10 protein-coding genes and 1 pseudogene are annotated in these 12,105 nt (G+C 55.1%); 4 read left to right on the top strand and 7 right to left on the bottom strand.

What is annotated here, in order from left to right; genetic code table 11:
- Positions 1-80 precede the first annotated feature (80 nt).
- Positions 81-2,342, bottom strand: coding sequence for a 5-methyltetrahydropteroyltriglutamate--homocysteine S-methyltransferase (gene metE, locus OGX80_RS07995; protein ID WP_115182277.1), 2,262 nt, complete (start codon positions 2,340-2,342; stop codon positions 81-83).
- Between the two features lie 249 nt (positions 2,343-2,591).
- Between metE and metR the strand changes: the two genes are divergently transcribed.
- The gene (gene metR / locus OGX80_RS08000; protein ID WP_012131173.1) at positions 2,592-3,545 is read left to right on the top strand and encodes an HTH-type transcriptional regulator MetR; all 954 of its coding nucleotides are present in this window, start codon (positions 2,592-2,594) and stop codon (positions 3,543-3,545) included.
- On the opposite strand, the gene OGX80_RS08005 is transcribed toward metR, so the two are convergent.
- The 3 genes and pseudogenes from OGX80_RS08005 to pldB all read right to left on the bottom strand — a co-directional run.
- The gene (locus tag OGX80_RS08005) at positions 3,433-4,332 is read right to left on the bottom strand and encodes a carboxylate/amino acid/amine transporter (RefSeq protein WP_012131171.1); all 900 of its coding nucleotides are present in this window, start codon (positions 4,330-4,332) and stop codon (positions 3,433-3,435) included. The two genes, metR and OGX80_RS08005, sit on opposite strands and share 113 nt — an antisense overlap.
- Before the next feature lie 80 nt (positions 4,333-4,412).
- Positions 4,413-5,213, bottom strand: a complete 801-nt coding sequence (yigL, locus tag OGX80_RS08010; protein ID WP_012131170.1) for a sugar/pyridoxal phosphate phosphatase YigL — start codon at positions 5,211-5,213, stop codon at positions 4,413-4,415.
- 46 nt (positions 5,214-5,259) lie between these two features.
- A pseudogene (pldB, locus tag OGX80_RS08015) lies at positions 5,260-6,249 on the bottom strand (lysophospholipase L2); the annotation flags it as partial.
- Between the two features lie 111 nt (positions 6,250-6,360).
- Here pldB and rhtB point away from each other — a divergent pair.
- A complete protein-coding gene (gene rhtB / locus OGX80_RS08020) occupies positions 6,361-6,981 on the top strand; it encodes a homoserine/homoserine lactone efflux protein (RefSeq protein WP_115182278.1) in 621 nt (206 codons plus the stop codon).
- Between the two features lie 42 nt (positions 6,982-7,023).
- On the opposite strand, the gene rhtC is transcribed toward rhtB, so the two are convergent.
- The 3 genes from rhtC to pldA all read right to left on the bottom strand — a co-directional run bounded on the left by rhtC (position 7,024) and on the right by pldA (position 10,497).
- Positions 7,024-7,644: a threonine export protein RhtC gene (gene rhtC, locus OGX80_RS08025; RefSeq protein ID WP_012131165.1), complete on the bottom strand. Its 621-nt coding sequence runs from the start codon at positions 7,642-7,644 to the stop codon at positions 7,024-7,026.
- 63 nt (positions 7,645-7,707) lie between these two features.
- Positions 7,708-9,537: an ATP-dependent DNA helicase RecQ gene (recQ, locus tag OGX80_RS08030; RefSeq protein ID WP_115182279.1), complete on the bottom strand. Its 1,830-nt coding sequence runs from the start codon at positions 9,535-9,537 to the stop codon at positions 7,708-7,710.
- Between the two features lie 90 nt (positions 9,538-9,627).
- Positions 9,628-10,497, bottom strand: a complete 870-nt coding sequence (gene pldA / locus OGX80_RS08035; RefSeq protein ID WP_115182280.1) for a phospholipase A — start codon at positions 10,495-10,497, stop codon at positions 9,628-9,630.
- 165 nt (positions 10,498-10,662) lie between these two features.
- Between pldA and yigI the strand changes: the two genes are divergently transcribed.
- Both yigI and rarD read left to right on the top strand, forming a co-directional pair.
- Entirely contained in the window at positions 10,663-11,130 is a 468-nt protein-coding gene (gene yigI / locus OGX80_RS08040) for an acyl-CoA thioesterase YigI (RefSeq protein WP_024130101.1), read from the top strand.
- Between the two features lie 43 nt (positions 11,131-11,173).
- A complete protein-coding gene (gene rarD, locus OGX80_RS08045; RefSeq protein WP_012131161.1) occupies positions 11,174-12,067 on the top strand; it encodes an EamA family transporter RarD in 894 nt (297 codons plus the stop codon).
- The last annotated feature ends 38 nt before the right edge of the window (positions 12,068-12,105 follow it).

Below are 12,105 nucleotides of genomic sequence, written 5' to 3' on the forward strand. Positions count from 1 at the left end.
GGCGGCTATGCCTTACCGGGCCTACAACAATTGCGATTTCCTGTAACCCGGGTAAGCGCTAGCGCTTCCCGAGCACCGAATTATGCCTGACGCAGATTCTGCGCGGCTTTGACCATGTTCGCCAGCGCGGCGCGGGTTTCCGGCCAGCCGCGGGTTTTCAGGCCGCAGTCCGGGTTCACCCACAGACGTTCCGCCGGAATACGCTGAGCGGCTTTATTCAGCAGGGCTTCAATCCACTCGACGCTCGGTACGTTCGGCGAGTGAATGTCGTAGACGCCCGGCCCGATTTCGTTCGGGTATTCAAATTCTTCGAACGATTCCAGCAGCTCCATATCAGAACGCGACGTTTCAATGGTAATCACGTCCGCATCCAGCGCCGCGATAGAATCCATGATGTCATTGAACTCGCAGTAACACATGTGGGTATGGATCTGGGTATCATCCTTCGCCACCGCAGCGTTGATGCGGAAGGCTTCCACACCCCATTGCAGGTAAGCATCCCAGTCGCTGCGACGTAGCGGCAACCCTTCACGCAGTGCCGGTTCATCAATCTGAATGATGCCGATTCCCGCCGCTTCCAGATCGGCAACCTCATCACGCAGCGCCAGCGCAATCTGTTTAGCGATGGTTTCACGGCTCACATCTTCACGCGGGAATGACCAGCAGAGGATCGTCACCGGGCCGGTCAGCATCCCTTTCACCGGTTTATCAGTCAGGGACTGCGCGTATTTCGCCCACTCCACGGTGATCGGTTCCGGGCGGCTGACATCGCCAATGACGACCGGCGGTTTCACGCAGCGGGAGCCATAGCTCTGCACCCAGCCATTCTGGGTGAAAACAAAACCATCCAGATGCTCACCGAAGTACTCCACCATGTCGTTACGCTCAGCTTCACCGTGTACCAGTACGTCTAAACCTAAACGCTCCTGCTCAACGATCGCCTGTTTGATGTGTTCAGCGATGCCGGTACGGTAGTGATTCGCATCAAGGTTGCCCTTTTTGAAGTCCAGACGCAGGCCGCGGATTTCCGTCGTCTGCGGGAATGAGCCGATCGTGGTGGTCGGCCATGACGGCAGGTTAAAACGGTTACGCTGCGCCTGGGCACGTGCGGCATAAGGGCTGGCACGCTGGCTGTCCTGAGCGGTAATCGCCGCCAGACGTTTCTCCACCGCCGCGTTGTGCACGCGGGTGGAGTGGCGACGAGCCTGAATCGGCGCGCTCCACGCTTCAAGTTTTGCCGTGTCGCCGCTGTTCAGCGCATCGCACAGCAGCGCCAGTTCACCGCATTTTTGCAGCGCGAAAGCAAACCAGCTCTTCACTTCCGCATCCAGACGAGTTTCGACGCTCAGGTCGATCGGGCTGTGCAGCAGAGAGCAGGACGAGGCCACCCACAGGTCGCGTTTGCCGACAATGTCCTTAATTTGCGCATATTTTTCCGTAAGATCGGCGCGCCAGACGTTGCGACCGTTAACCAGCCCCGCAGACAGCAGCCAGTCAGACGGCAAACGCTTGTGCAGTTCGGCAACGTCATCTTTACCGTGTACCAGATCAACGTGCAGACCCTGTACCGGCAGCGCGGCGATGGTATCCAGATTCGGCGTGACGCCTTCAAAATAGGTCGTCAGCAGCAGCTTCACCTGGCCTTGCAGCGCATCATACGCAGGCTTGTAAGCATCCAGCCATTCCTGCGGCAGTTCCAGCACCAGCGCAGGTTCATCAATCTGTACCCATTCAACGCCGCGTTTCGCCAGCTCGGTCAGTACCTGTTTGTAGACCGGCAGAATGTCGTTCAGCAGGCTCAGACGGTCGAACGACTCCCCCTTCACTTTACCCAGCCACAGGTAGGTTACCGGCCCCAGCAGTACCGGTTTCACCTTGTGACCCAGCGCCAGCGCTTCGTCCACTTCATCCAGAAGCTGAGTCCAGGTCAGTTTAAACTGCTGGCCCTTCACAAACTCCGGCACCATGTAGTGATAGTTGGTGTTAAACCATTTGGTCATTTCCGCCGCCGCAGCCGGTTCACCGGTCGGCGCGCGACCGCGGCCAATGCGGAACAGAGTGTCGATATCCACCGAGCCGTCGCTGTTCTGATGACGAGCCGGTACATTGCCCAGCAACAGGCTGGTGGTCAGAACATGGTCGTACCAGGCGAAATCGCCCACCGGCAGCAGGTCGATGCCCGCCTGCTTTTGTTGATCCCAGTGGCGCGCACGCAGTTTACGTCCAGTTGCCAGCAGGTCTTCACGGGTGGCGTTGCCCGCCCAGTAGCTCTCTTGCGCTTTTTTTAACTCACGACGCAGGCCAACGCGAGGAAAACCGAGGGTGTGATTGCGGATTGTCATGTTTATTCCTCTCTTATTTCATTGAATCTGAATAAAAAACTCTAAATAGTTCGGCTTGCAGGAAGGCGGCAACGATGCGCATCCCCAGGATGCTTACTGAAGTAAGTGACTGGGGTAAGCGAGGAAGCCAACGCATCTGCAAGTCGAAATATGACGAGTTTTAGACGTCCAGATGTTTACACATCTATAATTGGCAGGTACTGTATATTCCTCAAGCGCAATTTACTCATGCCGAAGTGAAGGACTTTCATGATCGAGATTAAACACCTGAAAACGCTCCAGGCGTTGCGGAATAGCGGTTCGCTGGCGGCTGCGGCGGCTACGCTGCACCAGACCCAATCCGCCTTGTCTCACCAGTTCAGCGATCTGGAACAGCGCCTTGGCTTCCGGTTATTCGTCCGTAAGAGTCAGCCGCTGCGTTTTACGCCACAGGGGGAAATTCTCCTGCAACTGGCAAACCAGGTACTGCCGCAGATTAGCCGCGCCCTACAGGCCTGTAACGAACCACAGCAGACCCGATTACGCATTGCGATTGAATGCCATAGCTGTATTCAGTGGCTGACCCCGGCGCTGGAAAACTTCCACGCCAGGTGGCCGCAGGTTGAGATGGATTTCAAATCCGGCGTGACGTTTGATCCCCAGCCCGCGCTGCAACAGGGGGAGCTGGATCTGGTGATGACATCAGACATCCTACCGCGCAGCGGGCTGCACTATTCGCCGATGTTCGATTTTGAAGTACGACTGGTGCTGGCGCCCGATCATCCGCTGGCCAGTAAGACGCAGATTACGCCAGAAGATTTAGCCAGCGAGACGCTGTTGATCTATCCGGTACAGCGCAGCCGACTGGATGTCTGGCGGCATTTCCTGCAACCCGCCGGCATCAGCCCGTCACTGAAAAACGTGGATAACACCCTGCTGCTGATTCAGATGGTCGCCGCCAGAATGGGCATTGCCGCCCTGCCGCACTGGGTAGTGGAGAGTTTCGAACGCCAGGGGCTGGTCGTCACCAAAACCCTGGGCGACGGTTTATGGAGCCGCCTCTACGCTGCGGTGCGCGATGGCGAGCAGCGTCAGGCGGTGACTGAAGCGTTTATTCGCTCGGCGCGGAACCACGCATGCGACCATCTGCCGTTTGTACGGAGCGCGGAGCGACCCACTTCCGATGTACCCACAGGGAAGCCAGTATCACAAGCGCGCCTGTAATAAAACTCGGCCAGTGGGGCTGTTGATGCCAGATCGCCAGATTAACCAACAGTCCCGCAGGCACATGCATATTGTTCATGATGCCTAACGTACCGGCATCCACCTGGGTCGCGCCATAGTTCCACATGAAGTAGCCGATACCCGACGCCGCCACGCCCAGGAAGATCAGAATGCTCCACTGTAGCGTCGTTTCCGGCATATTCTGCGCGTTCCCCAGCATAGACCAGGCGACAACGGCCACCAGAAACGCCCCAACGTAAAACCAGGCGAACGCGTTATGCTGCGGCATAGGCCGGGTTTCCATCAGACGCTTGTAGCCCACCATCCCGATGGCAAAACTGATATTGGAAAGCTGTACCAGCAGTAACCCCGTCCAGAAATGATCGGTAACCTGGTCGTAACGAATAATCCCTGCGCCGATGACCGCCAGCAACGCGCTGAAGGCATAACCCCAGCGCAGGCGACGCTTGCTCATCAAATCATAAATCAGCGTGATATAAAGCGGCGTGAGGACGGTAAACAGCAGCAGTTCAGAGACCGTCAGATAGAGATAGGCGCGGAAACTCAGCATATACATAATGCCAAGCTGCATCGCTCCCACCAGCATATACAGGCCAATGGTTTTTACGCTATGCCCACGGGTACGCAGAAACGGGAGAAACACCAGCGCTGCCAGCCCAACACGCACCAGCACTGCAAAATAGCTATCAACATGACCCGCGAGATACTCGCCGAACAGGCTAAAGGAGAAGGCCCACAGGATAGTGGTAATGATGAGTAGCGCCACAATGGATGTCTCTTTGAATAAGGGGCACCCATTGTAGCGGAGAGTTTAGTTGACAACTGGTCAACTAAAGAGCAATCGCATTACCGCAAAAAGAGCTTACGCAGATAATGCGGTACGGCATCGTCGGCATTGATGCCAATGATTTCCAGACCCGGATGCAGATCTTTCAGGCGCTGATGGGCATTGCCCATAATGCAGCCTTTCCCCGCCATCGAGAGCATTTCCGCGTCGTTCATACCATCGCCAAACGCAATGCAATCCTGCAATTTGTAGCCCATCGCTTTCGAGACGGCTTCCAGCGCATGCCCTTTCGACACGCCTCCCGCCATCACTTCCAGACAGGTCAGCGTAGAGAAACTGACGTTCACGCGATCGCCCCAACGTGCGTTAATCGCCTGCTCCAGCGGCAGTAGTTTTTCATGCGCATCGCTGGTGAAGAACACTTTGCTGACCCCTTCAGGCTCCAGCATCGCCGGTTCGAACAGCGAATAGTGAAATACCGCTTCTTTGAAGAAACGCATTTCATCCGGGCGGTGGCGGTTCATAAACCACTCATCATCGCGATAGACGTTAGTCACGATATCCGGGCTTGCATTCACTACGCCAAACAGATCGCTGGCGATGTCGCGGTCAAGGTTGTGAGTGAACACCAGGTTCCCGTCGGTGTCATGCACGCGCGCGCCGTTGGAGGTAATCATGTAAGACTTAATCTCAAGATTATCGCGGATTTGCCCCACATCGACGTGGTGACGGCCAGTCGCGAACACAAAATTCACGCCACAGGCGGTCAATAATTTCAGCGTCTCTTTCGCGTAAGGGGACAACGTGTGATCGGGAGAGAGCAGCGTACCATCTAAATCAGACGCAACAACCTGATACATAAGAAAATTAAACCTCAAGGCAAAGCGGTTTCCGCTGGATGAATTAGTTATGCCTGTCGAAAAATTCGACAATGGCGTTAAGCGCGACTGAGCGCATTGCGTCCTTTTCAAAAAGGATCTCATGGTACGCGCCTTTTATGACAAGCGGTCGCTCTCCCTCCACGGGATGGCCCGCTGCGGCGCGGATTTCACAAAAACGGTCATGCGCGCGGTTATCCACCACACGCTCTTCTTCAGCCTGAACGAGTAGCACAGGGGTTGCGTCATCACCCGCCCCCGCCAGAGCCTGCTCACCGGCCAGAATACCTTCACGCACCCAGTGGTAAGTCGGCCCCCCGACGCGCAGCCGGGGTTCATCGGCATAGAAACGTAAATTGCGCCGATAGCGCTGCCGACTGTGCGTTAGCACATTCATACTAAAGGGCAGCGCTCGCCAGCGCCCGGTGCCAATGGCATACCCTTCACGGATTCGCTGATGCCCCTCGGCCCAGTCAAGAATGTGGCGCACCATCCATTCCGGTAAGCGCATCACGATACCAAACATCGGCGCGCAAAGCGCGATGGCATCACACTGGACGGCGTTGCGTTGCAGGAACAGCGTGGCGATAGCGCCCCCCATAGAGTGCGCCAGAATGTAGCGTTTCCGCCACGGCCCCGATTGCACTTCCTGCTGCCAGAATGCGGTTAAGTCATCGACATAATCGTTAAAATTGACCACATGACCACGGTGCGTATCCGACAGCAAACGCCCGGAGCGCCCTTGCCCGCGGTGGTCGATGATGAGGACATCAAAACCAAGATGGAACAGGTCATACGCCAGTTCGGCATACTTTACGTAGCTTTCAATGCGACCTGGACAGATGACGATGACACGATCGTTTTTCTTTGCGTGAAAGCGGACAAAGTGTACGGGAACGTCGTCCACGCCCGTGAATTCTGCTTCTTCCCGCTGACGCCAAAAATCTGTCAGTGGCCCCATAGAAAAAGCAGCGAACGCGTTTTCTCTCGTTTCCCAGTCCTTTTGCTGCTGAAACATCGGGTATCCAGCCTCGTTTACCAGGTAAAAATCGTTTTCTTTATGATGCCTGACACAATACAGCGACAGTAGGGTATTGTGGCATAAAAACAGACAATCAGGGAGTTCCTCATGACCTTCGAATGGTGGTTCGCTTATCTGCTGACATCCATTATTTTGAGCCTTTCTCCCGGCTCCGGCGCCATCAATACCATGACCACGGCAATCAGCCACGGCTATCGCGGCGCAACGGCGTCTATTGCGGGTTTGCAGACCGGGCTTGGCATACACATCATACTGGTTGGCGTGGGCCTGGGGACGCTGTTTTCACGTTCCGTCGTCGCATTTGAAGTCCTGAAATGGGCGGGTGCCGCTTATCTGATCTGGCTGGGTATCCAGCAATGGCGTGCCGCAGGCGCCATCGATCTCAACACGCTGGCGCACGCACAGTCCCGAAGCCGTCTGTTCAGGCGCGCGGTATTTGTAAACCTGACCAACCCAAAGAGCATTGTTTTCCTCGCCGCGCTATTTCCGCAGTTTATCAAGCCGCAGGAGCCGCAGCTGATGCAGTACGTCGTGCTCGGCATCACAACCATTGTCGTTGATATCATTGTGATGATCGGTTACGCGACGCTGGCGACACGTATCGCAGGCTGGATTAAAGGGCCGAAGCAAATGAAGGCGTTGAATAAGGTATTTGGTTCGCTGTTTATGCTGGTGGGTGCGCTGCTGGCGTCCGCAAGGCATGCCTGAGAAATTGCCGGATGGCGCTAACGCTTATCCGGCCTACGATAATTAACGCGAAATAATCAGGTGAATGCCGAAACCGGCAAACAACGCACCGGCAAAACCGTCGATCCACTTCGCCAGACGCTGATAACCGCGACGCATTTTCGGTAGCGCGAACAGGCTGGCGACCACGGTAAACCAGGCCAGCGTTTCCACGATAATCAATGCGAAAATGCCCCAGCGCGCGGCTACGCCAACGTTATCGCCAACGAACAATGAAAAGACCGATCCGAAATAGATGATCGCTTTCGGGTTCGCCAGGTTCGTCAGCAAACCTTTCACAAAGCTACGACCGCTTTGTGCCAGTTCAATCTGCGGCGCAGGCGCGGCGACGTCCTGTTTTTTCAGCGCGCCACGCAGCATCTGATAGCCCATCCAGCACAGGTACAAACCACCACCCACCATAATGATGGTATGCAGCCAGGCCATTTTCTCGATAATCAGATGCAGGCCGAGCAACGCAACGCCCGCCCAAACCATGACGCCGCAGGTAATGCCCAGCACGCCCATCATTGCTTCCTTGCGCGAGCGGCTCACGGCGGTTTGAGAGACAAAGAAAAAGTCCGGTCCAGGACTCATTAACGCAACGATATGCACCATCGCCACGGTGAGAAATAGCATCAACATAAAAATGACTCGCGGGGGAATAGTTTACCGAGTCACCATCCTGGCACTTTTTTACCTGGCTGACTACTCTTCGTCGTCACCATCGACATGCGCGCGGATCAGCGCCATAAACTCTTTACCGAAACGCTCCAGTTTGCGCATGCCGACGCCGTTAACGCTCAGCATTTCGCTCGGCGAAACCGGCATCTGTTCGGCCATTTCAATCAGCGTCGCATCGTTAAAGACGACATACGGCGGGATATTCTCTTCATCGGCAATGGCCTTACGCAATTTGCGCAGTTTGGCGAACAGTTTGCGATCGTAATTGCCGCCGAAGGATTTCTGCATCACTCGCGGCTTCAACGCGACGATACGCGGCACGGCAAGCTGCAACGGCACTTCGCCACGCAGCACCGGACGCGCCGCTTTGGTTAACTGCAACGCCGAATGTTGGGCAATATTCTGCGTAACCATACCCAGATGAATAAGCTGACGAATCACGCTGACCCAGTGCTCATGGCTCTGATCGCGACCAATGCCGTACACCGGCAATTTGTCATGCGCTAAATCGCGGATACGCTGATTGTTCGCGCCGCGCAATACTTCCACCACATAGCCCATACCAAAACGCTGATTAACGCGATAAATCGTCGACAGAGCTTTACGCGCATCCATCAGGCCGTCGTACTGTTTTGGCGGGTCGAGGCAAATATCACAGTTGCCGCAGGGTTCCTGCCGCCCTTCGCCAAAGTAGTTCAGCAGCACCAGACGACGACAGGTCTGCGCTTCAGCAAACGCCCCCATCGCGTTCAGTTTATGCCGTTCAATATCCTGTAGCTGCCCGGCGGGTTTCTCCTCCAGACAGCGGCGCAGCCACGCCATATCAGCCGGATCGTAGAACAGCATCGCCTCTGCGGGCAGGCCGTCACGCCCGGCGCGGCCGGTTTCCTGATAGTAGGATTCAATGTTGCGGGGAATATCGAAATGCACCACAAAACGCACGTTAGGTTTGTTAATGCCCATACCAAATGCGACGGTCGCCACGACGATTTGCAGATCGTCGCGCTGGAACTTCTCCTGCACATCGGCGCGCACGTTATTTTCAAGACCGGCATGATACGCCGCCGCGCTGATGCCGCGACTTTGCAGACGTGCAGCGGTGTCCTCTACCTTCGCCCGGCTGTTACAGTAGATGATACCGGACTTGCCGCGCTGTTCCTGCACATAGCGCATCAGTTGATCGAGCGGCTTAAATTTCTCCATCAGCATGTAGCGAATGTTCGGACGGTCAAAGCTGCTGATCTGGATTAACGGATCGTTCAGCCCCAGCAGGCGAACAATATCCAGTCGGGTGGTGTCATCTGCGGTGGCGGTCAACGCCATAAACGGCAGGGAAGGAAAACGCTGGCGGAGCTGACCGAGCGCGGCGTATTCCGGGCGGAAGTCATGCCCCCACTGCGAGATACAGTGCGCTTCATCAACGGCCAGTAAGACCGGATTCCAGTGCGCCAGATGCTCAAGGAAGTTATCCAGCATCAGGCGCTCCGGCGCAATATACAGCAGGCGAACCAGCCCGGTTCGGCAACCGGCCATCACCTCATGCTGCTGTTCACGGCTCTGCGTCGAGTTCAGGCACGCCGCCGCCACGCCGTTTGCCAGCAGCTGGTCGACCTGATCTTTCATCAGGGAGATAAGCGGCGAAACGACAACGGTGAGTCCGTTAAGCAGTAAGGCTGGAATCTGGTAACACAGGGATTTGCCGCCGCCGGTCGGCATGACGACCAGGCAATCACGACCCGAGACGACCGTCTCAATGATCTCTTCCTGGCCTGGGCGAAACTGTTGGTAGCCAAAGGTTTCCTGTAAAACCTGTTTAGCCCCCAATTCCAGATTCAACACTTCCGCCTGCGCCACATTAACCCCGTTTGCCTGAAATAAAAACAGGCGCTATTTTCAGCGCCTGCGAAAGAAACTGCAATGTTTTAAACACAATCATTGCGCAGATCAGAATATGTCATTCAGCATAACACCCACGCCGACACGCGTCTGATTAAAGTTATAGTCGATTAACGATTCGCCATAGCCGCTGTATACCTGGGTATAGAGACGCACATGTTTCGTCATCGGGTAACTTAACCCCACTTCCGCCCCGCCGTAACCGGTATTCCAGTTGTACTGGCCCTTCGCGCTCAGCACCGCATCTCCCAGGTGATAGCCGATTTTAAGCTGATAGTAGCCCATATATTTAGTGATATCGGGGTTATCGCCGGTGCCGCCAACGACGTACCACGGTTTCACTTCCATCAGCCAGTTACCGTTTTGCGCCATCAGACGCGTATACAGGCGGTTCCAGCTCCGCGAAGTCGGATCGGAACGCCCGTTGGAGTTATGGTTATACCCCATCTCCACATCGCGCAGCGTCCAGCCTGCAAAGTGGTAATCCGTGGCAAAGCCGAGGAACAACTGCGGTTCGTAGTTAGTCTCACGAAACGGCGAGGACTCTTTGCTGTTGGACAACTGCCACCAAGATTTCTGCGTGTACGACGCCCCCAGCACCGAGTTTGGCCCAACAATCCCACGCCAGAACGGGAAGGCCAGGCTCAGCTGAAACTTCACTTCGTCTTTGCGCGCGTTTTCAGACCAGTTATAAGAGCTGATCGCTTCTTTGTTCAGATCGCTGGTATTGGTGTAGATCAGGTAGTTCGTATCATAAGGATAAAGCGTGAAGGGATTATCATGCACCTGCAACATGTTTGCGATAATACTGCCCTGTACCGCAGGCGCGTCATGAATTTCTTTCACTGTCGCTTCCTGCGCATATACAGCCAATGGCATCATTGCTGCTGGTAATAACCAACCCAAAATCGCCCGCATCGGTCGTGTTCTCCTGAACGCAATAAGTGTTGAATGGTATAATTATCTGCCAGCCATTCTACATACTTACTTAATCCCTGTTTAGTTATCCTCTCTTAAAGTAGAAAACAACAAATAAGAAGCATAATATCAACATTTCATTAACCAACGGAGTGTCTGGATCGTATGTCTTCCGTACTTACCGCTGAGCAGGCCCTGAAACTGGTGGGCGAGATGTTTGTTTACCATATGCCTTTTAACCGGGCATTAGGACTGGAGCTGGAACGCTATGAAAAGGAGTTTGCCCAACTGGCCTTTAACAATCAGCCGATGATGGTAGGCAACTGGGCGCAAAGTATTTTACACGGCGGAGTGATCGCCTCCGCGCTGGACGTCGCCGCCGGACTGGTGTGCGTGGGCAGCACGCTGACCCGCCATGAGACCATCAGCGAAGACGAGCTACGCCAGCGCATGTCGCGTATGGGAACTATCGATCTGCGCGTTGACTACCTGCGCCCGGGCAGAGGCAACCGCTTTACCGCCACCAGCAGCCTGTTGCGCGCGGGCAATAAAGTTGCTGTGGCGCGTGTGGAACTGCACAACGAAGAACAGCTTTACATTGCCAGTGCGACCGCAACTTATATGGTGGGATAAAAACAGGTAAACTGTTGTTACATTTCTGATATGAGTTTTCCCGATGGATGCTAAGCAAACGCGGCAGGGCGTGTTACTCGCTCTTGCCGCCTATTTTATTTGGGGCATCGCACCCGCGTACTTCAAACTGATTTACTACGTGCCCGCAGACGAGATCCTGACGCACCGCGTGATCTGGTCATTTTTCTTTATGATCGCGCTGATGAGCATCAGCCGCCAGTGGTCCGGCGTTAAAACGCTGCTGCAAACGCCGAAGAAAATTTTCATGCTGGCGCTATCAGCCGTGCTGATCGGTGGAAACTGGCTGCTCTTTATTTGGGCGGTCAATAACCACCATATGCTGGAAGCCAGCCTCGGGTATTTTATTAACCCGCTGGTTAACATTCTGCTGGGAATGCTGTTCCTCGGCGAGCGCTTCCGTCGTATGCAGTGGCTGGCGGTGATTCTGGCGGCCTGCGGCGTACTGGTGCAGCTCTGGACCTTCGGCTCTCTGCCGATCATCGCACTGGGGCTGGCGTTTAGCTTTGCGTTTTACGGCCTGGTACGTAAGAAGATTGCGGTTGAAGCACAAACGGGGATGCTGATCGAAACGCTGTGGCTATTGCCGGTCGCCGCGATTTATCTGTTTGGCATCGCGGATAGCCCAACCAGCCATATGGGGCAGAATCCGCTGTCGCTGAATCTGTTGCTGATTGCGGCAGGTATCGTCACCACGGTGCCGCTGCTGTGCTTTACCGGGGCGGCGACGCGCCTGCGCCTCTCCACGCTGGGTTTTTTCCAGTACATTGGCCCAACCTTGATGTTCCTGCTGGCCGTGACGTTCTATGGAGAAATACCGGGCGCCGATAAGATGGTGACGTTCGCCTTTATTTGGGTGGCGCTGGCGATTTTTGTGATGGATGCGATTTATACACAAAGACGCAAAGTTCGAGGATAAAAGCGTGCCGGTGGCGCGTCGCTTATCCGGCCTACGGG

Source organism: Citrobacter sp. CK194, from assembly GCF_030333395.1.
In the GTDB taxonomy this organism is placed as follows: Bacteria; Pseudomonadota; Gammaproteobacteria; order Enterobacterales; family Enterobacteriaceae; genus Citrobacter_B; species Citrobacter_B koseri.

Bases quoted from the DNA above. Each gene is read 5' to 3' on its own strand.
- metE (WP_115182277.1), bottom strand. From the start codon at position 2,342: ATGACAATCCGCAATCACACCCTCGGTTTTCCTCGCGTTGGCCTGCGT.
- metR (WP_012131173.1), top strand. From the start codon at position 2,592: ATGATCGAGATTAAACACCTGAAAACGCTCCAGGCGTTGCGGAATAGC.
- yigL (WP_012131170.1), bottom strand. From the start codon at position 5,213: ATGTATCAGGTTGTTGCGTCTGATTTAGATGGTACGCTGCTCTCTCCC.
- rhtB (WP_115182278.1), top strand. From the start codon at position 6,361: ATGACCTTCGAATGGTGGTTCGCTTATCTGCTGACATCCATTATTTTG.
- rhtC (WP_012131165.1), bottom strand. From the start codon at position 7,644: ATGTTGATGCTATTTCTCACCGTGGCGATGGTGCATATCGTTGCGTTA.
- pldA (WP_115182280.1), bottom strand. From the start codon at position 10,497: ATGCGGGCGATTTTGGGTTGGTTATTACCAGCAGCAATGATGCCATTG.
- yigI (WP_024130101.1), top strand. From the start codon at position 10,663: ATGTCTTCCGTACTTACCGCTGAGCAGGCCCTGAAACTGGTGGGCGAG.
- rarD (WP_012131161.1), top strand. From the start codon at position 11,174: ATGGATGCTAAGCAAACGCGGCAGGGCGTGTTACTCGCTCTTGCCGCC.